Origin of the sequence: Corallococcus sp. CA041A, from assembly GCF_003612075.1 — a bacterium.
Lineage (GTDB): Bacteria > Myxococcota > Myxococcia > Myxococcales > Myxococcaceae > Corallococcus > Corallococcus exiguus.
The window spans coordinates 22,446-48,760 of the sequence record NZ_RAWF01000034.1 but is presented as its reverse complement, the minus strand read 5'-3'; the positions used below and the strand labels follow the sequence as shown (position 1 = coordinate 48,760).

Annotated in this window: 20 protein-coding genes; 8 read left to right on the top strand and 12 right to left on the bottom strand. The window is 69.2% G+C overall.

What is annotated here, in order from left to right:
- The coding region (locus D7V77_RS08985; protein WP_120575860.1) for a molybdenum metabolism regulator at nucleotides 1–604 on the top strand (604 nt) is incomplete at its 5' end.
- Between the two features lie 29 nt (nucleotides 605–633).
- Here D7V77_RS08985 and D7V77_RS08980 read toward each other — a convergent pair.
- Nucleotides 634–1,455, bottom strand: a complete 822-nt coding sequence (locus D7V77_RS08980) for a hypothetical protein (RefSeq protein WP_233596767.1) — start codon at nucleotides 1,453–1,455, stop codon at nucleotides 634–636.
- 151 nt (nucleotides 1,456–1,606) lie between these two features.
- Here D7V77_RS08980 and D7V77_RS08975 point away from each other — a divergent pair, with 151 nt between their 5' ends.
- On the top strand, nucleotides 1,607–2,797 hold the full coding sequence (locus D7V77_RS08975) for a substrate-binding domain-containing protein (protein WP_120575857.1): 1,191 nt from the start codon (nucleotides 1,607–1,609) through the stop codon (nucleotides 2,795–2,797).
- Nucleotides 2,798–2,832: 35 nt separating this feature from the next.
- Here D7V77_RS08975 and D7V77_RS08970 read toward each other — a convergent pair whose 3' ends face one another.
- From D7V77_RS08970 to D7V77_RS08935, 7 genes are all read right to left on the bottom strand, one after another.
- Nucleotides 2,833–3,078 (bottom strand): FruA-associating protein, FapA, encoded by a 246-nt coding sequence (locus D7V77_RS08970; protein ID WP_120575856.1) that lies wholly within the window; start codon nucleotides 3,076–3,078, stop codon nucleotides 2,833–2,835.
- Between the two features lie 165 nt (nucleotides 3,079–3,243).
- Nucleotides 3,244–4,125 (bottom strand): aldo/keto reductase, encoded by an 882-nt coding sequence (locus D7V77_RS08965; protein WP_120575855.1) that lies wholly within the window; start codon nucleotides 4,123–4,125, stop codon nucleotides 3,244–3,246.
- Nucleotides 4,122–4,931: a hypothetical protein gene (locus D7V77_RS08960; RefSeq protein WP_120575854.1), complete on the bottom strand. Its 810-nt coding sequence runs from the start codon at nucleotides 4,929–4,931 to the stop codon at nucleotides 4,122–4,124. Before D7V77_RS08960 ends, D7V77_RS08965 begins: the two co-directional genes overlap by 4 nt.
- 101 nt (nucleotides 4,932–5,032) lie before the next feature.
- Nucleotides 5,033–5,479 (bottom strand): Spy/CpxP family protein refolding chaperone, encoded by a 447-nt coding sequence (locus D7V77_RS08955; protein WP_120575853.1) that lies wholly within the window; start codon nucleotides 5,477–5,479, stop codon nucleotides 5,033–5,035.
- 107 nt (nucleotides 5,480–5,586) lie between these two features.
- A complete protein-coding gene (locus D7V77_RS08950; protein WP_120575852.1) occupies nucleotides 5,587–6,765 on the bottom strand; it encodes a serine hydrolase in 1,179 nt (392 codons plus the stop codon).
- Nucleotides 6,766–7,200: 435 nt separating this feature from the next.
- The gene (locus tag D7V77_RS08940) at nucleotides 7,201–8,127 is read right to left on the bottom strand and encodes an MBL fold metallo-hydrolase (protein ID WP_158624366.1); all 927 of its coding nucleotides are present in this window, start codon (nucleotides 8,125–8,127) and stop codon (nucleotides 7,201–7,203) included.
- Nucleotides 8,128–8,196: 69 nt separating this feature from the next.
- Entirely contained in the window at nucleotides 8,197–8,613 is a 417-nt protein-coding gene (locus D7V77_RS08935; RefSeq protein WP_120575849.1) for a DUF4267 domain-containing protein, read from the bottom strand.
- Between the two features lie 147 nt (nucleotides 8,614–8,760).
- Here D7V77_RS08935 and D7V77_RS08930 point away from each other — a divergent pair, with 147 nt between their 5' ends.
- Nucleotides 8,761–9,696 carry an AraC family transcriptional regulator gene (locus D7V77_RS08930; protein WP_233596766.1) on the top strand — a complete coding sequence of 312 codons (936 nt, stop codon included), beginning with the start codon at nucleotides 8,761–8,763 and terminating at the stop codon, nucleotides 9,694–9,696.
- A gap of 738 nt (nucleotides 9,697–10,434) precedes the next feature.
- Nucleotides 10,435–11,352, top strand: a complete 918-nt coding sequence (locus D7V77_RS08920) for a CPBP family intramembrane glutamic endopeptidase (RefSeq protein ID WP_120575848.1) — start codon at nucleotides 10,435–10,437, stop codon at nucleotides 11,350–11,352.
- A 7-nt stretch (nucleotides 11,353–11,359) separates the two neighbouring features.
- Here D7V77_RS08920 and D7V77_RS43645 read toward each other — a convergent pair whose 3' ends face one another.
- Entirely contained in the window at nucleotides 11,360–11,506 is a 147-nt protein-coding gene (locus D7V77_RS43645; protein WP_158624365.1) for a hypothetical protein, read from the bottom strand.
- Nucleotides 11,507–11,595: 89 nt separating this feature from the next.
- Between D7V77_RS43645 and D7V77_RS08915 the strand changes: the two genes are divergently transcribed.
- Nucleotides 11,596–16,365: a hypothetical protein gene (locus tag D7V77_RS08915; protein WP_120575847.1), complete on the top strand. Its 4,770-nt coding sequence runs from the start codon at nucleotides 11,596–11,598 to the stop codon at nucleotides 16,363–16,365.
- Here the strand turns inward: D7V77_RS08915 and D7V77_RS08910 are convergent.
- Entirely contained in the window at nucleotides 16,346–16,858 is a 513-nt protein-coding gene (locus D7V77_RS08910; protein WP_120575846.1) for a hypothetical protein, read from the bottom strand. The two genes, D7V77_RS08915 and D7V77_RS08910, sit on opposite strands and share 20 nt — an antisense overlap.
- Before the next feature lie 33 nt (nucleotides 16,859–16,891).
- Nucleotides 16,892–18,478, bottom strand: a complete 1,587-nt coding sequence (locus tag D7V77_RS08905; RefSeq protein ID WP_120575845.1) for an IS1182 family transposase — start codon at nucleotides 18,476–18,478, stop codon at nucleotides 16,892–16,894.
- Between the two features lie 228 nt (nucleotides 18,479–18,706).
- On the opposite strand from D7V77_RS08905, the gene D7V77_RS08900 reads away from it, so the two are divergent.
- Complete coding sequence (locus D7V77_RS08900) at nucleotides 18,707–19,552, top strand: CPBP family intramembrane glutamic endopeptidase (RefSeq protein WP_158624364.1); 846 nt, start codon at nucleotides 18,707–18,709, stop codon at nucleotides 19,550–19,552.
- Between the two features lie 5 nt (nucleotides 19,553–19,557).
- Here the strand turns inward: D7V77_RS08900 and D7V77_RS08895 are convergent, their stop codons facing one another.
- Nucleotides 19,558–21,660, bottom strand: coding sequence for a sulfatase (locus tag D7V77_RS08895; RefSeq protein ID WP_120575843.1), 2,103 nt, complete (start codon nucleotides 21,658–21,660; stop codon nucleotides 19,558–19,560).
- Between the two features lie 236 nt (nucleotides 21,661–21,896).
- On the opposite strand from D7V77_RS08895, the gene dnaE reads away from it, so the two are divergent.
- Nucleotides 21,897–25,442: a DNA polymerase III subunit alpha gene (dnaE, locus tag D7V77_RS08890; protein ID WP_120575842.1), complete on the top strand. Its 3,546-nt coding sequence runs from the start codon at nucleotides 21,897–21,899 to the stop codon at nucleotides 25,440–25,442.
- Between the two features lie 20 nt (nucleotides 25,443–25,462).
- A complete protein-coding gene (locus D7V77_RS08885; RefSeq protein WP_120575841.1) occupies nucleotides 25,463–26,266 on the top strand; it encodes an SDR family oxidoreductase in 804 nt (267 codons plus the stop codon).
- Nucleotides 26,267–26,315: the final 49 nt, after the last annotated feature.

Genomic DNA, 26,315 nt, shown 5'->3' with positions numbered 1-26,315 from the left:
TCCCGCGCTCGTGCTGCCGCGCCGCGTGGCCGCCGCCACGCCGGGCCCCGAGGCCGTGACCGCCGCCGCGTCCGCGCTCGCGCTGCTCCAGTCGAAGCTCAAGGGGCCCAGCTGGAAGGTGACGCGGCTGGCGCGCAAGGCCCGCCACGCGCTGCGCGCCCTGGGCGGTGTGGACCCCTCGGCGCACCCGGCCCTGGCCGCGCCCTTCACCGCGCTGATGGCGCACGTGGTGGGGCCCAAGGCGGAAGGACGCTTGCCGGTGCGCCACGCGTTGGGGCTTTTGTCCCAGGTGGACGTGACGGCCTTCCAGCGCGCGGCGGAGATGTGGAAGGCCGCGCCCGCGGGCTCGGTGCCGGCGGGCGTGGCCGCCGCGCGGACGCTCAACGACCCGGAGCTGGCGCTGCGCGTGACGGCGCTCCTCTCCGAGCGCCCCGACCTGCGCGACGGCTCCGAGGACGCCTGGACGAAGCGCTGGACCGTGCTCAAGCCGCACGTGGAGGCCCACCTGTCTGGCGCGGGCCAGTCGCTCGCCGCCTTCGTGGGCGGTGTGGACGCGGGCGGCGACGCGCACCTGTCCAAGCGGCTCGCCCGGCTGGGAGCGTGACGCCGGAGGCCCGCGCGTCACGCCCTGGCCTACGGCGCGCCTTCCGCCGCGGACGCCGCGGGCTTCTGGAGGGTGGCGGCCGTGGGCTCGCGGTCCATCTCCTCCTCGGGGTAGGCCTGCGCCGCGTCCAGGTACTTCTTCGACTGCACCCGGCGGCGCTCCGCCTTGCTCAGCCCCTCCGGGCTCAGCAGCGTGGGCTCCCCGCCGGCGGACTTCTCCACCACGTGGCCGTCGCAGAAGAACCACTCGGTGCGCCCGTCCGGCGACAGGCGCGCGAAGAACACGTCCGGCTGACCCACCTTCACGGGCTTCGGGCACCACGTCTCGCGCGCCTTCGCCTCGCGCTCCCCGCCCTGCTCGCGCCACTGCTTCTGCGCCTCGCGCAGCGCCGCGGCCGCTTGAATCCGGGGCCCCAGCTCCATCCGCTCCCGCGTCTCCGTCAGCAGCTCCCCACCGCGCCGGGCCAGGTCCGGGAACGCGCCCGCGCGCCGGAAGTCGCAGGTCTTCAGCGCCTGGAGGTTGGCCTCGTGCACCTTCAGCACCGGGGGCAGCGTGCGCAGGCCCTCCTCCAGCAGCTCCAGGTGCTTCGCGTGCTCCAGCCCCTTCGGGTCCAGGGCCTGGTCCGTCTCCTTGACGAAGCGGGCCAACAGGCCGTTCACCGCGGTCAGCTCGTCCTGGAACCAGCGCGGCTCCGCGTCGCAGGGGCTCGCCTTCGCCCCCGTGTAATCCCGATACTCCGCCCGGGACATGCCCAGCGCGTAGTGCTGGACGGGCGGGGCCTGCTTCGCCGCGCAGCCCCCCAACACCGCTCCCAGTCCCAGGAGCGCGATGCTTCGTGCCAGTGTCGTCATCCGGCCCATTCTGCCAGTCCTATGAGGGCAAACAAACCGACAGGATGGTTCCTGGAAGGGGAGCGGCCGGGGGAGAGGCTGTGAGTGACAGGGTTGTGACAAAAGCACCGGCGGGCTTTCCGGGACCGCGACCCGGGGTACGAGGGGGAGCATGAAGCCCCGGGCTCTCCTCGTCATTGGCATGCTGGCCGCGTTGCTGGGGGTGTTCTACCTGCTGGCGGCCCCGATGGCGCCCCTGCAGGGGACGCCGGAGCCGGAGTCCACCGTGCTGCCGTCGCGGCGGCGGGTGACGGACATCACGTTCCTCTACAGCACGGAGAAGCGCGCGTGGGTGGAGGCGGCGCTCGCGGAGTTCGAGCGGACGCATCCCCGGGTGCGGGTGACGCTGGTGGGGCGGGGCTCGCTGGAGGCGGCGCAGGCCATCCTGGAAGGGCGGGAGAAGCCCACGGTGTGGAGCCCGGCGGACAGCGCGGAGTTGCGCATGCTCGCGGCGGATTGGGCGACGGACGCCTCGCACGGGCCGCTGTTCGCCACGGAGGGAGACGCCGCGCCGCATCCGCTGGTGATTACGCCGCTGGTGTTCGTGGGCTGGCAGGACCGGATGGAGGTGTTGCGCAAGGCGGGCGGGGGCTCGGCCCTGTCGTGGAAGACGCTCCAGCGCGCGGTGGCGAGCGACCGGGGCTGGCCCGCGGTGGGCGGCCCGCCGGAGTGGGGCTTCGTGAAGCTGGGCCACACGGACCCCCGGAAGTCGAACTCCGGCCTGCAGGCGCTCCTGTCCGCGACGCTGGAGTACCTGGGCCGGCGCGAAAGCGTGAAGGAGGGTGACCTGCTGGATCCGGGCTATCAGGCGTGGCTCCAGGGACTGGAGCGGGGCGTGACGCGCTTCGAGCCGTCCACGGGCACGTTCATGACGGACCTGGTGCGCTACGGGCCGTCCCGCTACGACCTGGCGTTGGTGTACGAGAGCCTGGCCATCGCGCAGTTGGATCAAGCCCAGGGCCGGTGGGGGCCGCTGCGCGTGGACTATCCGCCGGTGACGCTGTGGAGCGACCATCCGGCGGCGGTGCTGCAAGCGGACTGGGTGACGCCCGAGCAGCGCGAGGCGGCGCTGGAGTGGGTGGCCTTCCTGCGCAGCCCGGAGGTGCAGGCCCGGGCGCTTGCGTTCGGCTTCCGGCCGGCGGATCCGTCCGTGCCGCTGAAGACGCCGGACGCGGACAACCCCTTCACGCGGCTGGCGGCGCACGGCATCCGCGTGGACGTGCCGCCCGCGGCGGACGTGCCGGATGCGTCCGTGCTGCGCACGCTGTTGGAATTGTGGACGCGCATGGGCGTGGGGCGCTGAAGGCAGCCACGCACCGGCACACCGTCGCGCGGCACCTACCGCACGTGCGCCACGAACTCGGAGACGCGCAGGGCCCAGGCCTCCGCGGAGTCCAGCTCCGAGCGGGCATCGCAGTAGCGATCGAACGACGCCTCCGAACCGTCGCGCGCGAAGAGGGCCGCGTTGAAGTCCCTCTGCGCCGTGGTGAGCCACTGGCTCGCGCGCATGCGCAGCCAGTTCGCCACCTGCGGGGTGGGATCCACCTGGTTCAAATCCAGCGAGGTGGGGTGCAGCTCCACCATTTCTCCATCCTTCTCAGACTCTGGCATCGCGTTCATGGATCGGATGGTTGCCACGCCCCCCAGGCTGAGCACCCGACCCGGATGGACGAGACAAACGTCGATAGTGAGCAGTTGCCGACGCTGAAATCTTCGCTGGAGGACGGAACGTCAGACTGGCGGGCTGCGTCAGATGACGCCGTCCCACCCGGTGTCATTGCGACGGAAGGCGTCCCGGATGGCCTGAACGGTGGGCTCGGGAAGGGGACCCTGCTCCAGGGTGCGAGCGTTGGCGCGCAGGTTCTCCAGCCGCGTGGTGCCCACGATGCAGGTGGCCACGCCCGGCGCGAACGCGGTGAAGCGCAGCGCCAGCTCCGGCCAGTCCAGGCCGTCCTTCTGGAGGGCCATGCGCTGCATCCGTTCCCAGTACTCGCCCACGTCGTGAGCGTAGGGGCGCCCCGGAAAGCGCCACGGCGCGTTGGCCAGGGGCCGCTTGGCGATGACGCCCACGCCGCGCTCCTGGGCCTTGGCCACGCCATGGTCCAGCGAGCGCTGGTCGAAGAGGTTCACGGACGTCTGCACCACGGCGAACGCGCCCGTCTCCAGCGCGGCGTCCAAACCCGCGTTGTCGCCCGAGTACGCGGCGGCGCGCACCTTGCCCGCCTCCACCGCGCGGGTGAGCGCTTCGATGAGCCCCGGGCGGTGGAGCACGTCCGGAGGACACGAGTGGAAGTGCAGCACGTCCAGCACGTCGGTGCGCAGGCGCTGGAGGGCCAGGTCCACGCCGCACGTGATGCACTCGGGCGTCCAGTCCTCCACGCCGGGCACGCCATAACCGCACTTGGTGGACAGCACGAACTCGCGGCGGCGAGCGCCGAGGAACCGGCCGATTCTCTCCTCGGACACGCCGTAGCTGGGCGCGGTGTCGATGAGCGTGATGCCCGCGTCGAGCACGCCGTTGAGGAGCGCCTCCGCGTCGGCGTCGCTCAGCGCTTCACTGCCCACGGGCCCCGCGCCGAAGCCGAGCGCGGACACGGTGAGACCACTCTTCCCCAGGGGGCGTTGAATCATCGGGTGGGCCCCTCTCCACGCGCGGCCAGGTCGATGAAGCCTCGGATCCAGATGAGGTTCACGGCGTCACAGGCGTCCTGCGACATGGGCGTGGTGGTCTCCAGCGCGGCGGCGTACGGCACGCCCTGACGCATGTACCAATCGGTGACGCTGCCGTCGTGGAAGACGATGAGGCCGTGCTCGTCCGCGTAGGCGTTGTCATCCACCTTGCGGCTCTTCACCACGGTGGCATGCGCGGCGGCGGCCTCCTGCATGGAGTGATAGGCGGTCTTGTCCCCGAAGACATACGCGTACGTGGCGACGCCGCCCAGGTAGTTGTCCTGGTGGATGTCGAGCGCGGCGTCCGGAGCGGGAAAGCGCGCCAGGTCCGTGCGCACCGCGCGCGTCTCCTTGGGGCCGCCGTCGTACAGGGCCCAGCGGAGGATGGACGGGTCACCCACGAGCTCGCCGCGCCACTCGCCGGGAGCGACCTCGTAGCGCATGAAGTCGTTGTTGGGCTTCTCGCCGCTGCGGTTGTAGCGGGTGCCGTCCTCGAAGCCGGAGGGATTGATGCACGGGTAGACGCGCAGGCCCACGCCCTTGGACTTCGCGTACGCGACGATGTCCGGCAGGTGCTTCGCGAGCGTCAGCGGGCCGGCGGGCTCCTCCCCATGGAAGCCGGACGTGATGACGAGCCAGCGGTCGCCCGGGACGATGAGTCGGAAGAGGGGATAGTCGCGCCCCCCTTCATGCACCTGGCCGTATTCAGAGAGCTCCCCCAGGGAGGCGTGGGAGCGGATGCGTCGAGCGTAGTCGGTGTAATCCACCGACCGACAATAACCGCGCGCGTCATCCCTGCCCACGAAGGTTCACGGTGGGACACGGAATGTGTCATTCCGAGCGCACCGTGAGACCCACCCGGGCGGGGTTACTTTTCTCCGGTGCGCTCGCGGAAGTCGCTGACCAGCTCCTGGCGCTGGGCAGGAGTGAGCGTGCGGTGGACTTCGAGCACGGCATCCACGGCCTTGTGGGCGAAGGCGCGAGCGGCGTCGATGCGCGCGTCCACCAGGGCGTGGAGCTTCGCGGAGTCAGGCGTTTCGGACGCCAGCTGGGCGACGGCCTCGGAGCGCGCGGCCTTCTGGCCCTCCATGAGCGACTGGCCTTCGTTGAGGAGGCGGTCCTTCACGGCGTGGATGGAGGAGCGCTGGGCCTCGGTGGCGTTGAGGTCATCCAGCTTGTCGTCCAGCTTCCAGGTGACCATCTGGTTGATGCGCTCCGGGTCGGGCGTGCCGCGGTGATGGCGGCCCCAGCCGAAGCCGGTGAGCAGGGTGACGGCGACGACGGCGGTACCGGCGATGACGAGCGTCTTCTTCATGGCGTGTGGCTCCAGGAGTGGGGGGCTGTTTCCCGCTGCTTGACTGGAACCAATATGGAAGCCGTCGGTTGCGGTGATTTGAGCAGGGCGTGAAGAAGTGTGAAGGCTCAGCGGCCATCCCAGAACGCCATGTCGCCGTACTCCCAATCCCAGGGCACACCGGCTTCGCCCAACACGAAGCGAATGAGGTGGGGATAGGCGGGTTCGGCGCGGACGTCGTTGCTCAGGATGAGCACGCAGCGGCGTCCACGCGGCAGGCACACAAGAGTATTGCCGGTGCTGTCGTTATGGCCGTTCTTGAAGAACCCGCGCCCCTGAGGACCGTCGAACACCACCACGCCAAGGCCTGCCGCCAGGTCCTTGCGCCGTGACTCCGGCGGCAGTTCGTCCTGCAGGGTAGGGAACTGGCTCCGGGTGGTGATGGGCAACTGTGGAGAGGTCATCCGGGCGAAGCTCTCCGGAGACAGTCCCTCGCCGCTCACCAGCGCGGCCGCGAAGCGAGACAGGTCATCCAAGGTGGTGTCCATGGAACCGGCCGCGCGCACCCTGCTGCGTTCGTCGTGCGGCCCCACACCGCCGTCGGCCTTCCAGCCGTCAGCCAGGTTCTGTGCGAAGTCCGGCCGCCACGTCATGCTGGTCGTGCGCATGCCGAAGCGGTCGAACACGCGCCGTTGCATCTCCGCACCCACGTCCAGCCCGAGCCCGCGTTCGAGCACGAACTGCATCAGGATGATGCCGTCGCCTGAATAGGCAAAGCGGCTGCCCGGAGCGAAGTGGATGCGCAGCCTCTCGTCTGGTTCGAGGAACCCGAAGTTGGCAAAGCCAGCGCTGTGGGTGAGCAGGACGCGCGGCGAGATGTCCCGCCAGCGTTCATCCCCGGCCAGATGGGACCAGGTCGAATAGCGGTCCTCGTCCGGGTATTCAGGCAGCGGCTTGTCCAGGTACTTCGAGATGGACGTGTCCAGGTCGATGCGCTTCTCGTCCGCCAACTGCATCACGAGGTACGCGAAGACCGTCTTGGTGATGGACGCGCCATACATCACCGTGTCCGTGCGCAGCGGCTCGCCCTTCGCATCGCGTGCGCCGTAGGCCCGGGTCGCGACGACACGACCGTTGTCGATGACCGCGATGGCCAGCCCCTTCGCGCCGGTCGCGGACATCGCGCGAGCCGCTTCCGCATCCAGCGCGGCCACGTCGGGAACGGGCGGCGATTCACGGACCGCGGACGTCGTGGCACAGCCGCTGGCAAGCAACACACACAGGCTCCAGGCACGCAGCCTCTTCATGCAATGGGCTCCCATCCGCGAGACATGAAGCAGACCCTATCGTCCGTACAACGAGTGCGGCCACGGCCGATTGCTCCAAGGCGGTGGATTCGCGGCGTGGCCCACACGGGCGGTACCCTCGGCCGCCTTGGATTCCCTTCCGAGCCGTCCTACGCCACCAGCCCTCCGCTCCCCGAGTCGCCGCGTCCGCACGTGTGATCGGTGCTGGTCGCGTTCGTGCTTCTCCTGGTGACGGATGTCGTCGCGAGCACCCTCGTGGCAAGCATCGAGATTGCCCGGACGGATCTCGACCCACGGGACAGCGCGGCCATGACGCGCTGACTGCTCGGCCAGCAGCCGCTGGATCCGCTCCGCTTCGGCCAGGCAGTCCGCGGCGCTCATCATTCGTTGGCACTGTGGCATGGAGGCGTCAGACCTCAGCCCCAAGCCAATGGATCAGAGCAGTCCGTCCTGGATGAGCCCACGGCGCTGGTAGTCCTGCATCTGCGCGCCGTCGTGGGCCACCACCGGGTGCAGCTCGGGCGCGGTGCGCAGCAGGTCGTGCAGCCATCGCAGTTGGTGTGCCATCGCCTGTGCATCCTCGCCGCCCAGCCAGTTGGTGAGCCGCGGGTGCATCCTCGGGAGCCGGATGTTGTCCTGGTGCCAGGCCACGTCGCCGACGAGCAGGAACTCGCGCCCGTCGACGAGCCGCACGTACACCAGCTGGGTGCCGGGCGTGTGGCCCGGGGCCTTGATGAGGACCACGCCGGGGCGCAGCAGGTGCAGGCGCTCGTACTGGAGCGGAGTGAGCCTGGCGCGCAGCTCCGCGGTGAAGCCGGCTTCCTGCGCGAGCGGGCTGCGCAGTTGTTCGTCCGTGAGGTGAACCTTGCTCGCCACCTCGTCCAGGTATGCCGAGTGCGCGATGCCCGCGCAGTGGTCGAAGTGCTCGTGGGTGACGACCGTCGCGTCCGCGCGGCGCAGCGCCTCCTGGACCCGGGTATAGGCCGCGGCGTCGAACTCCGAGCCAGGGAACTGGGCCCGCTGTGTCTTCTCGTCGTTAACGACGTCCACCAGCACCGTGCGGCCGTCGGCATAGACGACCTGGTACGCGTAGAAGTCGAAGGTGGCCTCTCCGAAGCCGCTGCCGGCCACCACGAGCGCGTGCGGCACTCCGGAGGCCCGGCCCACGCGCTGGCTGCGCAATCCGGTGGGGAGCGGCGCGCCGGTGGAGACGGCCAGGGCCCGGATGGCGCCCAGGTCGGCGTCGAAGCGCGAGGTCTCCGGTACGTTCACGTCGCTCAGTCCCACGGCCGCGACGACGACCAACACCAGCAGCAGGGCCGCGACAGTCAGGCCCGCGCGACGCAACAGGGTTCGCTTCATGGCCGGCATCTTGCCGACTCCCGCCGCCACCCTGCGTGAAATTTCCGCGCTGTGCTCACCCGCGGTGAATCAAGCGGTGCCCTTCTGGGGGCGCAGCAGCGCGGTGGCCAGCACGACTCCGTAGACCGCCGCGCTTCCATGGACAGCGAGCGCGAAGGCGAGCGAGGCACCGCCATGCATCACGGTCAGCGCGTCCACGATGGGCATCACCATGCAGGCGAGGACGAAGACTCCCGCGGCCTGTCGCTGCCGGATGGCCACCAGGGCGAACATCGCCAGTGCCACGCCGAGGTCCCTGCCCGCCTTGATGTACAGCCAGGGGATGACCTCGCTCCCGGAGTCGCGCAGACCGAAGCCCCTGGCCGCGCTGAGCGGGTCCCGCGCGGCATTGAGGCTGAGGAACAGCATGAAGGCGCCCAGCAGCAACGTGAACAAGGCAGTGGGAGACGTGAGCTTCCAGGGCAACTGTGAGGGATTCGGGTTCATGAGGCCTCCAGCCGAAGAGTGGGTGTCATTCATGGCTGGGAATGTGACGGTCTGGCCTCGGAGCCGCCATTCGCGGACGGCTCAACCTTTTGTCTGAAACGCTCAGGGCGTGAGCGCTGGGGGCAGCCCGCTGCTAGCCTTGAGGGCATGGACCTCTCGCATGCTTCCGACCTGCTGGGGCAGATTCTCGAGCGAACCCGGCTGCGAGGGCAGCTCTACTGCCGCACCGTGGCGCGGGCTCCCTGGGGACTGCGCTTTGCGCCCACGGCCTCGGCGGCCCTGCATCTGATCCTCGCGGGCTCCTGTCACCTCACGCAGGGGCGGGACACCGTCGCGCTGGGGCCAGGGGATGTCGTGCTGCTGCCGCGCGGCGACGGGCATGCCGTGGCGGACTCGCCCCGCAGCCCCAAGCTGAGGGTGGAGGAGTGGCTGGCGACACGTGGGGAAGGGGCTTCCTCGTATGTGCTGGGCGGGGCCGGCGTGGAGTCGCGGGTGCTCTGCGGCTTCTTCGCGTTCGACGAGCCGGGAGCGCATCCCGTGTTGCGGCTGCTTCCCGAGCGGGTCCACCTGCGGGGGGCTTCCGAGGACGCGCGTGCCCTGTTGCCCACGGTGTCGCTGCTCGAACGGGAGTACGAGCGGGGAGAGCGGGGCGCCTCGGTCATCGTCTCCCGGTTGCTCGACATCCTCCTGGTGCAGGTGCTTCGCGCCTGGGCGGACGCGCAGCCGCCGGGCGGCGCGGGCTGGCTGGGAGCGCTCGGCGACCGGACGCTCGCGAGCGCCCTGGGCTGGATGCACGCGGAGCCAGGGCGGAGTTGGACCGTGAGCGAGCTGGCGCGGCGCTCGGGGACCTCCAGGGCGACGCTCGCGCGGCGCTTCGCGAGCGAGGTGGGCGTGGCGCCTCATGAGTACCTCACGCGGCTTCGGATGCAGGAGGCCGCGCACGCGCTGCGCGAGGGACAGGACGGGCTCGCGGCCATCGCGGGCCGCGTGGGTTACGAGTCCGAGTTCGCCTTCAACCGGGCTTTCAGGCGGGAGATGGGAGTGCCTCCCGGCGAGTACCGGCGCAAGGCTCGTGAGGGCTGAACCGGAGTTCGTGCGGGGCTTCGGCGCTGCTTCACAGGACTTCGGCGTTTACGGGCTGAACATGCCGGTGAGCACGCTGACGCGGCCATGAGGCAGCGAGTGCTTGAACCGGCTCGTCGCGAGGTCCGAGCCGGGCGGGCACACGTTCTGGGGGGGGCAGTGTGCAGCACCGCCACGCGCGTCGCGGTGGTGGAATCGTTGCTCGTGCCGAGGCGGTAGATCGTCACTTCGACGTATAGGCGGACGTGTGCAAAAACATTGGACTTCGCTCTGACCTAGAGGTTCCAACGGGCTCGCCTCGGACTGCTTGCCCACTGGCGGGCGTGCAGTGCGAACCATGCGGCAGCAGCTGCTGCTAGTTCCGCAGGAGCCCCCTGTTCAATCTCGATTCCATCAGGTGGTCCAACGTCAACGCCTGCTTCTTGCGCCGGGACCCCATCGTCCCCATTTAGAAAACTACGACTCCAGCCACCACGAATTGCTCGGCCGTCGAAGTCGAGTCGCAGTGTGTCGCGAACTGCTCCGTCCTCGACGAAGTCCATGGACACGATAAGCCACGGATGTCCCTCCGCGCTCTCGTGCTGCCACACATCAAGATCCGGTTGAAGATGGAGCAGCGCCTCCAGAAACCTGGCCTCGGCATCAGTCCTCGCGACGTCTTGGAGATCAGGGATTGGCATTTCCTCATGATGAGGTCGTTCTCCTCTCGCTCAAAGTGGGGAGGTAGCATCGGTCGCCATGGATTCACCTTCCGACCCGTCCTCCACCGCCCATTCGCCGGTCCCCACATCGCCGCCACGCGTGTGGACGGTCCTGGTTGCGTTCGCGCTCCTGGTGACCGCAATCGTCGTCGGGGGCGTCATTTCCGCCAGCATCGCGATGGCGATGGAGATGCTCCGCGCAGGAGTGAAACCCCAGGACACGGTAGCCATCCAGGCCCTGACTGAGCAGCTCAAGTCGATGCCCTGGCTGATGGTCGCGGCCGTGATGACGTCCAGTTGCTTTGGGTTGGTCGCTGCGCTCCTGGGCGGGTTCTTGTCCCCCACGCCGTTGAAGCAGCGGCTGCGCCTGGACGCGGGAGCGACGACGCCTGCTTGGGCCTGGGTGGCCGCGCTGGTGGGCTGCTTCACGATGGGGCAGGCCATGGAGAGCCTGTCGGTGCTCGCAGGCGTATGGAATTACGCGGCGTCGCTGAAGGGGCTGCAGGCCGCGAGCCAGGGCTCGTTCGTCACCTTCGCGGCGTTGCTGTTCTTCGGCGCGCTGGTCGCGGGCACCGGGGAGGAACTCTTCTTCCGGGGCTATGTGCAGACGCGGCTCGTGGAGCGCTGGGGGCGCACGGCTGGCATCGCGGGCGCAGCCACGCTCTTTGGCATCCTGCACTTCGACCCCATCCACAGTCCCATGGCCCTGATGATGGGCTTGTTCCTGGGCTGGCTCGCGGAACGCACGGGCAGCGTGCGGCTGCCCATCTTCGTCCACGCCTTCAACAACCTGACCTCGTTCCTGCTGTCTCGCTATGCGCCGTCCACCACGGAGCTACCAGCCTCCGTCCACGTGACGTTGCTGGCGGTGTGCTCGCTGGCGTTCGTGGGAACGGTGACAGCACTGCGGCGGATGGATGCCCGGCCGCCAGAGCCTGTGCTCGTCGGGCCCTGAAAGCATCTCAAGGACCCCCGGCACCGCGAGCCTCGCCCGTCCCATCCGGCAACTCCGCCGCGAGCTTCGCCCTCAACGTGACCACGATGTCCGGAGGGTCTCCTGCCACGTCGCGCAGTTCCGCCGGATCCGCCACCGTGTCGAAGAGCTGCACGCGCCGTCCCTCCGTGGGTGTCAGGGCGGGGCACGGCCGGCGTCCCCTGGGGCGTGCCGGGCTTTCCCCGGTCCGCCTATAAGGGTTCCATGCCTCAGCCCCAACCGGTCGAGCTCACCCCGCGTCGTCGCCGTGCGCTCCTCACGCAGCGGCTCCTCACCGAGCGGCTGGCCCCCGAGGAGCTTCGCGGCCTGCTCGCCGCGTCCGATCCGGAAGAGGTCCACGCGGCGCTGCTGCACCTGACGCGCCGCCTGGCGCGGCTGGAGGGCGGTGACACGCCAGTGTCCCTGATGGAGGCGCTTCCGGCGGCTCTCGGCGCGTGCGCTCCCGAGTCGCAGGTGCTCCTCGCCAGGCTGGCCCGGCTGCTGCCGCCGGAGATTCCCCTGGCGAGGCTGAAGTCGCTGGCGAAGGGAACGGAGCCGCTCCCAGTTGACGCGGAGGCGGAGTGGCTCGTCACGGAGATGCTTCGTGAACCCGCGAAGCTGGCCGTCCTGCCGGGTGGCGCGCTGCTGTTGCATGCCGTGCAGCGACTCTCCCCATCCGATGGGGTTGACGCGGAGGCGCTGGTCGACGCGCTGTGCGGCCACCTGGACCCGGAGGTCCAGCTCGAGGGTCTTCGCCACCTGGGCGGGGCGCTCGGTCTGGGACTCGTCACGGTGAAGCATGCGCTGGCGGTCGCGGTCCGCGCGCTCGAAGCCCCGGACGCGCGGGTGGCGCTCCAGGCCGCGGAGTTGCTCGCTGAACCCTGGGCGGCGAGGCCCGACCTGGCGCCTCCCCTCGGTTCGCTCCAGGGCCTGCTGGAGCGCTCGGAGCGACTGGCCCTCGCTTCGCTGCGCATCCTCGCCCGTCGAGGAGACGCCGCCGCGCTGCGGCTCGTGCTGGAGGACGGCCGGCGATCGCTCCGGGTGCGACGCGAGGCCATGGCCCTGCTGGCACCCTTCGCGAGCCATGCGGAGTTGCGGCTGTCGCTCCACCTCTCACTTGAGGATCCGCTCCTCTTCGGCCCCACGTGCGCGGGGTTTCTCCAGACGCTCTACCGGCGGGGCGTGCGGTGCGAGCCGGACGATGTCCCCCGGGTGCGCGAGCTGTTCCTCTCCAACCCGGCCATCACGCCCGAGGTCATCGCGGAGGTGTTGAGTCTCCGGCAGCGTGAGTACGTCGAACCGCTGTGGCGGTTGTCCGCCACGGACGCGGACTTCACCCGGCACCTCGCGCTCCTGCGCGAACTGGACGGTCCGGAGGCGTTCGACCTGCTCCGCGCCCTGCTCGTCCGGCCCGAAGCGCGCACGCTCCGGCCGGAGGTCATCGAGGCACTTGGACACCAGGGACACGCCGCCGCCGAGGAGGACCTCCTCGCCTGCTTCGATGCCGAACCCTGGGCCTGCCTCGATGCGCTCCACCACCTGGGCGGCGCGCGCACCGTGGCGTTCCTTCGTGCCCACCCAGGCCTGACGGATTCCGCCTGGCGCTCCGAAGCGCACGCCCTGCTGGCGGCGCTTGAAGACACCTCCGCGTCCATGCCCTCGCCAGTGGAGGCCGCGCCGAGCCGTGACGTGCTCGCGAGCCTTCAGCCCGGCTACGACGACGCGTCCTTCTCCGAGGTCTCCCGCATCGCGCTCCAGACGCAGCATCCGCTGCGACTCCAGGCCATCGGCCAGCTCGGCCATGAAGCCCGGCGGCGCGCACTCGTGCCGCTGGGGGAGCTGTTGCTCGATGCGGACGAGCATGTCCGGTCCGCGGCGCAGCAGGCCGTCGCACAGGTGGGGCGTGGGCTCCATGCTCGGGGCCGTGTGCGCCCGGACCGGCGCTCCGCCCCCGTATCGGAAGACGAAGCCGGCGCGCGGGTCCTCACGGAGTGTCTGCTCGACCTGCTCCAGCGGCGGGACCTGAGCGACGCGCAGCTCGAACGGGTGCTGGGGCAGCTCGTCGGCCGGAGGCATCCCGCGCTCGCGCGGCGGCTGCGGCGCTTGCTGCGCCATGAGGGCGTGCAGGTGCCGAAGCTCGTGCTGGAGTGCCTCGCGCACTCCGGAGATTCGCGGGCCGTGGCCTGGCTGGTGCCCTTCGCGCGGTCGGAGGACATCTATCGCCTGCGACAGGCGCTCAGTGGCCTCGGGGTGTTCAAGGTGGAGTGGGCGGTGCCGCTGCTCGCGGCGGGGCTCGCGCACCCCAACATGAACATCAAGAAGACCGCCGCCGAGGCGCTCGTCAACGCGGGCCCCGGTTGGCCGCCGCCCATCGGGCTGATGCTGGGCTGGCTCCGGCGCCACGACAACCCGGGCCTGCGCGAGTCCCTCATCCGCGCGCTGCGTGCGGCCTGCGGACGGGGCCATGTGGCGACCGTGCTCGATGCACTCGAGGACGCAGACACGCCTCGTGAGCAGGAGTTGCTGTGCGAGCTGCTCTCTGGCGAGCTGTCGCCCCATGCGCTCGTGTCACTCCTGCGGCGTGGGACACGCTCCGCGAAGGTGCTGAACGATGCGGTCCATGGCGGAGTCCTCCTGCTTTCGTCGCAGGCTCGCGAGACGCTGGGGGTGCTGCTGCGGCGCCATGGCCTGTCGCAGTGGATTCCCGCCACGTCCGACGACCCCGTGCAGGCGAGGCTGCTCCGGGAGCGGCGGCTGGATGCGGACCTCGCGTGGATGGATGACGCGCTGTCGTCCGGGGACGCGGCCCTGCTCGAAACCGCGGAAGAGGAGTTCACGAAGCGGCTCGCGGCGGTGGCCAGCGCGGCCCTCACGGACACGCGAGCGGCCGTCCTCAAGCGGCACCTCGATGGGATTCGCGGCCTGCTGGACAGCCCCACGCCTTCCTTGCGGCGACTGGCCCTGGGCCTGCTGACGGCGCTCGCCGGGCGGCTGTCCGAGCCCGAGCAGGTGGGGGCGCTCGCGGAGGTCCGACGCGCATGGACGGGGAAGCTCATCGAACCTCACGAGGCCCTTGGCGTCCTGTTCCGGTTGGGGGCCGTCCCTTCCCTGGAGGAGGCTCGGATGGCTTCCTCGCTCCCGGACGAGCGCGTGGCGCTCTGGGGGACGGAGCGACGCATCCTCGCGGGGGACCTGTCCGGCCCTGGGCTGATGGAGGCGCTGACCCAGGCCCGCGGGCCTTCGGTGCGGCGGTTCCTCGTGCCGTACGCGCTGCGAGAAGTGCCGCCGCTCCAGGTGCTGGCCGCGGCGGCGCGAGGGCCGCACGGGGACCTGTTGGAGCTCGTCCGCGATGAGTGGGGCGCACGCGTGCCGGAGGATGCGCTGCTCGCGGAGCTTGCCCTCGCCGCCGGATCCGGGACGTCTCCGCGAGCGGGAGTGCTCGTGCGGTGGATGGCGGAGGTCGGAACGGAGGCGGCTCGCGCGGCCCTGCGGCGACTCGCGCGCCACCATGAACGGGGGATCGCCCTCGCAGCGCTCGCGGCGCTGGGGACACCCACTTCGGCGGAGGATGAGGCGCTGCTCGTCGATCTGTTGTCCCATGCCCACGTCGAGGTCCGCCGACAGGCCGCGCGACAGCTCTGGCGGGTGCGGGGACTGCCTCGCCTCAAATCCCTGCTCGACATCCTTGGCGAGGCGCGGCCGCTCCGGTGGATCCCTCCGTGGGCCGTGGACCGACAGGATCTGGACGCACTGCGCGCGACGCTCGGTTCCCTCGGAGCCCCGGGCTCCGATGCGGAGAAGTTGGAAGGAGAAGCCTGGTTGGAGTCGCTGCTGGAGTTGCTCGGCGGGCTCGGGTCGAAGCGGAGTCTGCTGCCCTCCCTGGTCCTGCTTCTGCTGGACGTGTGGCGGATGGGCCGGGGTCGGTCGGGGACGATGGCGGCGGACAGGCTGCGCTCGCTCCCGGCGGCCCGGGTGCTGCCCTTCGTCCTTCCGATGCTTCGAGAAGGCCACTCCGCGGCGCTCGAAATCCTCCCGGGCAACACGGTGTGGGGCCCCGAGTTGATGGCGATGTTCCTCCAGGCGCGAGGCCTGGCGCGAACGCACTTCCTGGAGTGGCTCCAGCGAGCGGACCCCGCGCAGGGCCGCGACGGTCGGATGCTGGAGGACGCGCTCTTGCGCATCGTCCACGAGGACGACGGTCATCGCGAGGCGGCGTTGCAGGTCCTCGCGGGACGCGCCTCCTGGGGGAGCCGTGAAGACGCCTTCCGCCTGGCGGACGGGCTCATCGAAATCGTGAACCAGAAGGACGACGCCCAGGCCCTGGCGGCGGTGTCGCGAGGGCTCGAACGGCAGGGCCCGGAGGTGCGGAGTGCGCTGCTCGCGCGGGTCACCACGCCCGCGCTGCGGACGGAGGTCGTCACGGCGCTCGCGCTCCTCGTCCTGGATGATCCGTCGCTCGAAAAGAAGCTCCCTGCGGAGCTGATGCGCGACGTGGAGCGGAGGCTGGAGGCGCTGGCCTGGGAGGTCCCCGAGCCGGAAGTGAAGGCGATGAAGTGGATGGTGCTCAGGCGTGCGCCTCACGTCGTCGAACGACTGACGGGGCTGCTCACCCACCGGAAGCCCTCGGTGCGCCTGCATGCGCACCGGCTGCTGAAGGTCCAGGTGCCACGGGAGCCGTACCTGGAGCTGACCCGCGAGCTGCTCAAGGATGCGGAGGCCGGGCACGTCGTCCGGGCCGTCCGGACGCTCACGTTCGGAGGGCACCTGCCAGCGGTGGCGGAGGTGGCGGCGCTGCTGCCTGACCGCCGCAATGCGGTGGCGCGCGCGGCCTGGGATGGATTGCTCGTCATGGGAGGGGCCGCGCTGCCCATCCTCCGAGGCGAGCTGGCCCATGCCCGCCCGGACCGGCGCGCGCTGCTCGCGCGGGTCATCTCCAGCCTGGAGGATGTGCCGGAGAGGTCCGCTGACGGGGCCTTCAAGGCGAGGCTGGCTTGAACAGCATCCGCTGCCTCAATGCCCGCAGGGACTCCAGGTCGGGAGCAATCTTGCGAACCTCCGACATGACTTCGTCCGCCGCCTCCAACGCCTCTCCAATCAGCCCCTGGCGATACTGTTGCGCGGAGTAGTCCGGCCACTGCGCCCAGCGCGAGTAGAGCCTCATGGGCCAGTCGGCGATGTGGACTTCCACATAGTAGGGCTCGGCTTCTGGTTTCGCGGGACCACAGCGCAAGAGCCACCTGGGCGCCTCCGCCAGCAGGCCTCCGTGGCCGCTCATGGATTCATTTCTCCAGAGATCAAAATAGCCGCGGGAGAACCGCTCACGGTGCGGCCAGTGAGCCAGGCATTCGAGATGCAGCGGAGCGTCGCAGTAGCGCCAGAGCTCATCCCCTTCAGGGAAGGCCCCGCCGGATGTCGCGGTGTACGGCTTCGACAAGTCGGTGCTGCCGCAGATGGGGCAGCTCGTCAGTCCTTCCATGATGATGGCCATGGCGCGGCACCCTAGAGCGCCGAACAGGTTAGGTCACGCCGCGAGCTGATAGCGCGCGGCGACCTCGAGGTTTTGGACGACCGCGAGTCGCCTGAGGTCAAAGAGGTTGCGGCGCGTGCCGCGATAACGGGCCTTCGGGCCCTGGCGGTTGGCGAGATGTGCCAGGCAATGCTCGACGCCGACACGCTCGCGGAGTTGTGCGCGGCCCGCGCGCGACTGGAGACGTAAGCGAAGACGCTGCTGGAGCCGCTCGTCGTCACCCATCGTGACGCTGCGCCCCTTCCCGGACGCGGCCTGGGTACAACTCGAGCGCAGCTTGCACGGCCCGCAGGCTTCCGGGTCGAAGTGCACGACGGCGCCGGGCTCGAAGGGCTCCACCTCGCCAGCAGGGCACGTGAGGGTGCCGTCGCGGATGTTCACTTTGAAGTCGCGCTTGCCGAAGAGTCCGGGCATCGCGCTGGCTCCTCGCCACGGCCGGCAGACGACGTCGCCGCCGCTCTCCAGCACGTCTTCGGCCATGGTGCTGTTGAGGTACGCTCTGTCGATGAGGAGGACGTCGGGGAAGAGCTCCTGGTGGGCCATGTCTTCCTGCAGTGCGCCCGTAGCCTCCTCTTCGGGGCGGTTGGCTGGCGTCACGGCGCAGGCCACCACGAGGTCGGTGTCGAGGTCGGTGCCGACGTGCTGCTTGTAGCCATTGAAGCGCTTGCTCTTGCTCTTACGCCCGTGGCGCATGTCCGGGTCTTCAATGGAGATGCGCCTGTCGGCGGCCACGCCCTGTCGAATCTGCACGCCACCCTCGGGGCGCGGCTCAAGGTCCTGTTCGCGCACCTGCGCGAGCGCTTCGATGTAGCGCGTCATCGGAGCGGTGACGCACGACTTCGACTGCTTCGCCACCCAGGCCATGAGGCGGTCAAGCTGTCGGCACAGGCGATTGAGTGCGTTGACCTTCGCGTCGGGCGCGCTCCAGTCGATGTCGAGGCCGGCCTTGATGCTGCTGGCCTTCAGCAACGGCGCATTGGCCTGCTGGCACACCTCCTCGACATCGGTGCCGAGCACGAGCGCCATGCCCTCGGCGACCTTGCGACCTGCGTGGCCGAGCAGGTTGAGGGTGTCCTCAACCCGCCCGGCCCCTTCTAAAGGGCGGCTATCGACTCCCACTCGCAGCGTCTTCGGCGTCTTCTTCGAATCAAACCCCTTCGTCCGCTTCGCCACCTCGACGGTGCGCTCCAGCAGCCGGCGGTCCATCTCGGTCGCGATGAGTCGTTCCCGGAATTGCTGCAGCCCGCCCTGGGAGAAGGCGGGCTCGTCCTCGTCCGCACCGAGTCGGTCCAATACCATTCGCCACCGGCTGTCGGTGCCCGAGAGGCACACGGCTTCGGCGTCCGAGGTCTGCGTGTAGGCCTGCACCAGCAGCGCCATGCACATCATCGCGGGCGACTGCGGCGTTTGCCCCTGGCCCGTCTGTCGGTACATCGCTTCGAGCTCGTCCTGAAAGGCCTCGTCGAACAACTCGTGCCGATGCTCGCGCAGGAAGACGAAGAGCTTCCTGCTCTTCCCCGCGAGCTTCAGCAGGCGCTGCTCCCGTGCGCTCTGCTCCACAGTCGGCTTCCAGCGTTCCATGAGCCACCTCCGAAGGTGGCGACCTATGCACGCGACCCCAGCCCGCGTCGATCCCCTACCGCTTGCCTGCTCCCTCGCCGTAACCTGATCGGCGCTCTAGCTGATGAGGTCCCTCTCCTCTCGCTCGAACCGGGGCGGTACCATCCGTCCGCAATGGATTCCCCTTCCGAGCTGACTCCCACCGCCAGCCCTCCGGTCCCCGAGTCGCCGCGCCCACGCGTGTGGTCGGTGCTGGTCGCGCTCGTGCTCCTGCGGGTGACGATCTTTGTTGGGACCATCATCGTAGCCGGCATCGCGGGGGCCATTGAGATTGCACAATCCGGCATCGACCCTCGGGACAGCGCTGCCATGGCGACGCTGACGGAGAAGATCAAGTACATGCCCTGGTTGCAGGTGGTGGCCGTGATGATCTCCAGCAGCCTGGGGCTCACAGCCGCGCTCCTGGGCGGCAGGCTGTCCCCGATTGCCCTGCGCGACCGGTTGCGCCTTCGAGTCGGAACTCCGCTGCCCGTATGGTCTTGGGGCGCCGCGCTGGTGGGTTGCTTGGCGATGGGGCAGGCCATGAAAAGTCTGGCTGTGCTCGCCGGATTCTGGGATTGGGCGGAGACACTGAAAGCATTGCATGTCACGAGTCAAAGCTCGGTCGTGATCTTTACGCTGTTCCTGGTCTTCGGCGCGTTGGTGGGAGGCACGGCAGAGGAACTCTTCTTCCGGGGCTATCTGCAGACGCGGCTCGTGGAGCGCTGGGGGCGTGCAGCGGGAATCGCGGGAGCTGCGACCCTTTTTGGCCTCATGCACCTGGATCCCATCCAAGCCCCCATGGCCCTGGTGGCGGGCTTGTTCCTGGGATGGCTCGCGGAGCGCACGGGAAGCCTGCGGCTCCCGGTGTTCGTCCATGTCTTCAACAACCTGACGTCGTTCCTGCTGTCTCGCTATGCGCCGCCTATCGCGCAGTTGCCGACCTCCGTGCACGTGACGCTGCTGGTCGCGTGCTCACTGGCGTTCGTGGGAACAGTGACAGTGCTGAGACGGATGGATGCTCGGTCCCCGGAGCCGCTGCTCACCGGGGCCTGAAACCCTCAGGGCCCCACGGCGCCGCGAGCCTCGCCGGTCGCATCCGGCAACTCCGCCGCCAGCTTCGCCCTCAGCGTGGCCACGATGTCCGGATGGTCTCCCGCCACGTCGCGCAACTCCGACGGATCCGACACCGTGTCAAAGAGCTGCACCCGCACTCCATCCGGAGTAGGCAGCTCCAACAGCTTCCACCGTCCCAGATACAAACCCCGGTGCCGCGCCCGGCGCACGGGGCCTTCCCACTCCGGCTTCAGCGCAATCTCGCCCGTGTCGCCCTCCACCATCGCAATATCATACAGCCACGGATACGGCACGCGCACCGTCTGATACGCATGCCCATCCCTGTCGCTGAACCAGATATCCGTTTCAATCAGCGCGGGCACATCCGGCAACGCCTTGGGCTCAGGCCCCGGCCGAGCGAGCGGCGCCAACGAGCGCCCCCGGAATGACTCCGGCGCGGGCACGCCCAGCAAATCCAACACCGTCGGCGCCACGTCCAGCGAGCGCGCCCGCTGCGTCACCTGCCGCCCTGAGGCCACCTGCCCGGGCATCCGCATCACGAACGGGATGCGCAGCCCCGCGCTGCCCCACAGATGGTCTCCATGGCCCTGACCCAGCCCTTCATCCTCCAGGTGCTCGCCATGGTCCGACACCAGCACCACCAGCGTGTCATCCCACCGGCCCCGCCGCTCCAGGTCCGCGCGCAAGTTGCCCACGAGCCCATCGAACGTGCGCACCCCCGCGTCGTAGTTCGCTCCCAACGCCGCGACATCCTCCGGCGTGGTCGCGGGCGCCTCCGGAACGACCTCCATCCGAGGCGTCGCCCCGAACCGCCAGGGCCCCCGATACCCGCGCTCCACGTACTTGCCCTCCAGCGGCCACGGTGCGGCGTACGGGAAATGCGTGGACGACGCGAACACCACCAGCGCGAACGGCGCATCCTCCGGCAGCCCGTCCAGCACATGCCGCACCCGCGTGCGTAGCGGGGCAGGGTCCGTCAGCTCCGGGAACTCGCCTCGTTCCTTGAACAGCCCCGGCGCCAGCGCCGTCCACGGCAGCAACGCCACGTGGGTGATGAGCATCCGCTGCCGCACCAGGTCCGGGAAGCGGAAGTCCGGCGCGGACACCTTCTGGAAGCCATACGGGAACCGCGAGAAATGATCCCCCGCGTAATCCGCCACCACCGCCGTGCGGTACCCCTGCGCCTCCAGCGCTGTCGCCAGCGTGGTGAGCTTCGTCTCGCGCGCCTCACGTCCCACCAGCGTGTGCACCACCGGGTGCTCGCCCGCGTACTGTGACGTGAGCAGCGTCGTCCACGACGGCGCCGTGCGCGGCACCTGCACCACCGTGTCGTTGAAGCGCGTGCCCTCCTCCATCAGCCGGTCGATGTTCGGCGACGTGGGCCGCGAATAGCCGTTGCCCGACAGGTGGTCCGGCCGCAGTCCGTCCGACGCCAGGATGAGCAGGTTCGGCCGCGCACGTCCGGTGGACTCCGGCCCCTGCTCCGTCCGCGTCAGCCCCAGCCCCGTGAAGCCCGCCACCGCCGCCGCGGCCGTCACGCCGCCCAGCACGCCGCGCCAGCGGGATGACTCCGCCAGCCACCGTCCCACCACCGCCAGCACGCTCAACACCGGCAGCACCCACGCCGCGAACGTCCACCCCGACGGCTGCGTGCCGCTCAGCCCCCGCAGCACCGCCGCCGTCACCTCCGAGCGCTCGTACAGCGTCGCCGCGTACAGGTGCGGATGCCGCGCCATGTCCGCCGCCACCAGGAAGCCCTCCACCACCAGGCACCCCAGGCCGCTCAGCCAGAACACCGCGCGCCGGCTCCGCTCCGCCGCCCACAGCCCGGCCCCCAGCAGCGCACCCAGTAACAGCCCCACCACGCAGTACGCGCCCAACAGCCGCGCCACCTGCCACAACACCACGCTCCGCCACTCGCTCCACACGTACTCCGTGACGACGCGGCTCTCGTTCCCCTGGTAACCCAGTTGCATGTTCAGCAGGGCACAGAGCGTGTAGAGCGCCAGGAAGACGAGCAGGCCCGCCCGGCAGCCCAGCAGGAGGGCGCGAGCGAGCGTCGGCGGTGTACGGGCGAAGGCGGGCATCCTGGGGCAGCGTGGTCACGAATCCCACGGCGGCCACCCCATGGCCGGAGGGAGTGCCCACGCCCGGACGGACGGGGGGCTGGAATTCCGCTCCCGGTGTCTCCCAGGCCGGTTTTCCGGGCCCTGGATCCATCGCGGCCCCGCTGTTTTCACCTGCGCCGTTACTGGACTGGCGAGCAGGGGTTGCGGGCTCTAGTGTTCGGGCGCCTCTTTCTTCACCGGGAGCCGGAACGCCCATGTCCTTTACCCACCTTCACCTCCACACCCTCTATTCGCTGCTGGATGGGGCCATCCGGATGAAGGACCTCATCAAGACGGTGAAGGAGAAGGGCATGTCGAGCGTGGCCGTGACGGACCACGGCAACATGTTCGGCACCATCGACTTCTACAAGAAGGCCAAGGACGCCGGCATCAAGCCCATCCTCGGCCTGGAGGCCTACGTCGCGGGCCCCAAGGGGCGCGAGGACCGTTCGGAGAAGGTGGCCCACCACCTCATCCTCCTGGCCAAGAACGCGGAGGGCTACGCGAACCTGCGCTACCTGTCCTCCACCGCTTACATGAACGGGTTCTACTACCACCCGCGCATCGACAAGCAGGTGCTCGCGGAGCACAGCAAGGGCCTTGTCGGTCTCACCGCGTGCCTGGGCGGTGAAGTCACGAGCGCGTGCTTCCGCGGCGACATGGACAACGCCCGCCGCGTGGCCGCCGAATACAAGGGCATCTTCGAGCCCGACAGCTTCTACCTGGAGGTCCAGTCCAACGGCATGGTCGAGCAGGACAAGGCCAACGAGAACCTGAAGCAGCTGTCTCGTGACCTGGACATCCCGCTCGTCGCCACCGCGGACGCGCACTACATCAAGCGCGAGGACGCCAAGGCGCACGAGCTGCTCATGTGCATCGCCAGCGGCAAGACGCTCGCGGACAACAAGCGCCTGCGCCACTCCACCGACAAGCTCTACGTCACGAGCCCGGAGGAGATGCTCGGCTTCTTCTCCGACTCGCCGGAGGCCGTGCACAACAGCATGCGCATCGCGGAGATGTGCAACGTGGAGCTGAAGCTGGGCAAGCCCATGCTCCCCACGTTCAAGGTGCCGGATGGCCACACCCCGGACACCTTCATGTCGGAGCTGTCCTACGAGGGCCTGCGCCAGCGCTTCAAGGAACTGGAAGGCCAGTACCCCATCGACCGCGAGCAGTACCAGGCGCGCCTCACGCTGGAGCTGGGCGTCATCCAGCGCATGGGCTTTTCCGGCTACTTCCTCATCGTCCAGGACTTCATCAACTGGGCCAAGGACCACAACATCCCGGTGGGTCCGGGCCGTGGCTCCGGCGCGGGTTCGCTCGTCGCCTACGCGCTGCGCATCACCGACCTGGACCCCATCCCGTACAACCTCCTCTTCGAGCGCTTCCTCAACCCGGAGCGCGTGTCGATGCCGGACTTCGATATCGACTTCTGCCAGGACCGGCGCGACGAGGTCATCAAGTACGTGGGCCGCAAGTACGGCGAGATGAACGTGGGGCAGATCATCACGTTCGGTTCGCTCAAGGCCAAGAGCGTGCTGCGCGACGTGTGCCGCGTCTTCGGCCTGCCCTTCAGCGAAGGCGACCGCATCGCCAAGCTGGTGCCCGAAGTCCTCAACATCACCTTGAAGGAGGCCATCGAAATGGAGCCTCGCCTCAAGGAGATGATCGAAAAGCCCCAGAACATCGGTGAGGTGGAGGGCAACCCCGTCACCACCAAGGACGTGCTGGAGATCGCGCTCGCGCTGGAGGGCCTGCACCGCCAGCCCGGCATGCACGCCGCGGGCGTGGTCATCGCGGACAAGCCGCTCTGGGAGTTCGTGCCCGTCTACCAGCCGCCCGGCGAGAAGATCCTCATCACCCAGTTCGCCAAGGACGAGGTGGAGGCCGCGGGCCTGGTGAAGTTCGACTTCCTCGGCCTGAAGACGCTCACGGTCATCCAGCACGCGCTGGACCTGGTGAACCGCAACCACGGCAAGGACATCAAGCGGCACGAAATCCCGCTGCACGACGAGAAGATGTGGCAGTTGATGGCGGAGGGCGACACCGCCGGCGTCTTCCAGATGGAGTCCAGCGGCTTCACCGAAATGGTGATGAAGCTCAAGCCCACCTGCTTCGAAGACGTCATCGCCGCGGGCGCGCTCTACCGCCCGGGTCCGCTGGACGCCGGCATGGTGGACGTCTTCATCAACCGCAAGCACGGCCGGGAGAAGGTGTCCTACCCGCACCCGAACCTGGAGCCGGTGCTCAAGGACACCTACGGCGTCATCGTCTACCAGGAACAGGTGATGCAGATCTCCCAGGTGCTGGGAGGCTACACCCTGGGCCGCGCCGACCTTCTTCGCCGCGCCATGGGCAAGAAGAAGGCCGAGGTCATGCAGGCCGAGCGGGCCGGCTTCCTCGAAGGCTGCAAGATCAACAACGTGGACCTGAAGGTCGCGGGCGAAATCTTCGACCTGATGGAGAAGTTCGCCGAGTACGGCTTCAACAAGAGCCACTCCGCGGCGTACGGCCTGGTCACCATCCACACGGCGTGGCTCAAGGCCCACTACCCGTGCGAATTCATGGCCGCCCTTCTCACCAGCGAGAAGGACAACACCGACAAGGTGGTGAAGCACATCGGCGAGGCCCGCGAGTCGGGCACGCAGGTGCTGCCGCCGGACGTGAACCTGTCCGACCTGGCCTTCGGCGCGGTGGAGGGGAAGATCCGCTTCGGTCTGGGCGCCATCAAGGGCGTGGGCGAGGGCGCCATCGAGTCCATCCTGGAGGCGCGCAAGGAAGGCCCCTTCAAGAGCCTCTTCGACTTCTGCGAGCGCGTGGACGGCCGTCGCGTCAACCGCAAGGTGCTGGAAGCGCTGGTCAAGGCCGGCGCCTTCGACTTCGAGAAGCGCCCCCGCGCGCAGCTCTTCGAGACGATTGAGCGCGCGATGAACCGCGGCTCCTCCAGCCAGAAGGACAAGGCCGCGGGCCAGAGCTCGCTGTTCGGCATGCTCTCGGGGCCCGCGTCCGCCGGCACCGGCCTCAAGGATGACTACGCGGCGGTGGAGGAGTGGCCGGAGAAGGAGCGCCTGGCCTTCGAGAAGGAGTCCATCGGCTTCTACGTGTCCGGCCACCCGCTGTACCAGTACGAGAAGGAGCTCAAGCGCTACGCGCGGCCCATCACCGCCGTGCAGCGCGCGCGCCGCGACGAGAAGCTCACCGTGGCGGGCATCATCACCGTGCTGCGCGAGCGCCCCACCAAGACGGGCAAGCGCATGGCGTGGGTCACCATCGAGGATTTGTCCGGCTCCACGGAGCTGGTGTGCTTCCCGGGCAAGGACGGCACGCGCAACGTGATGGGCAAGGACGGCAAGTGGGCCAAGCAGGGCCCCAAGCCGGGATACGAGCACTGGGAGCACCTGCTCAAGTCGGACGACCCCATCCTCGTCACCGGCACCGTGCAGATTTCCCAGCGCGACGAGAACACGCCCACCGCGGAGCTCATCGTCGACGACATCCAGAGCCTCAAGGCCGTGCGTGAGAAGCGCACCAAGCGGCTGGAGCTGCGGCTGCCCGCGGAGATCGTCACGGAGGAGCGGCTGGCGAAGCTCAACGAGCTGGCGAAGAAGTACGCGGGCGCGACCCCGGTGGCGGTGAGCGTGTTGTTCCCCGGGGAGGCGGAGGCGCACATCTCCGGCACCACCCTCAAGGTGCAGGTGAACGACGATTTGCTCCTCGCCGTGGACCGCCTCTTCGGGCAGAAGGTCGTCGAGTTCGGCTGATTTCGAAAGGAAGCGACTCCATGGCGGACAGCGTGTTCAAGGATGGGCTGCTCAAGGGCAAGACGGCGTTCGTCTCCGGCGGCAGCAGCGGCATCAACCTCGGCATCGCCACCGCGTTCGTGAAGGCGGGCGCGAAGGTGGCCATCAACGGCCGCAACGTGGAGAAGCTGGAGGGCGCGGTGAAGGGCCTCCAGGCCCACGGCACCGCCATGGGCGTGGCCGCGGACGTGCGCGACTACGCGTCCGTGGAGAAGGCGTTGCAGCAGGTGAAGGACGCGTACGGTGAGATCGACGTGCTGGTGTGCGGCGCGGCCGGCAACTTCCCCGCGCCCGTGCTGGGCATGTCCTCCAACGGCTTCAAGGCGGTGATGGACATCGACGTGCTGGGCACCTTCAACGTGTCCCGCGCCGCCTTCGAACACCTGCGCAAGCCGGGCGCCGCCGTCATCAACATCTCCGCGCCCCAGGCGTACCTGCCCATGGCCATGCAGGCCCACGTGTGCGCCGCCAAGGCCGGCGTGGACATGCTCACCCGCGTGCTCGCCATCGAGTGGGGCGGCACGGGCGTGCGCGTCAACGCCATCACCCCGGGCCCGATTGAAGGCACGGAGGGCATGAGCCGCCTGGCCCCGTCGGAAGGCGCCCGGCAGAAGCTCGCGGAAGCCCTGCCGCTCCAGCGCTTCGGAAAGCCGGATGACATCGCCCGGCTCGCCCTGTTCCTGGCGTCGGACGCCGCGTCGTACATCACCGGCTCCATCATGGTCTGCGACGGTGGCCAGTCCCTGCTGGGCGGTGCCGCGGTGCTCCAGGCCATCAACGGCTGATTGCAGTGGATGTGCAGTGTCCCGGCCCTGCGTCGCGGTGGCCGGGGGA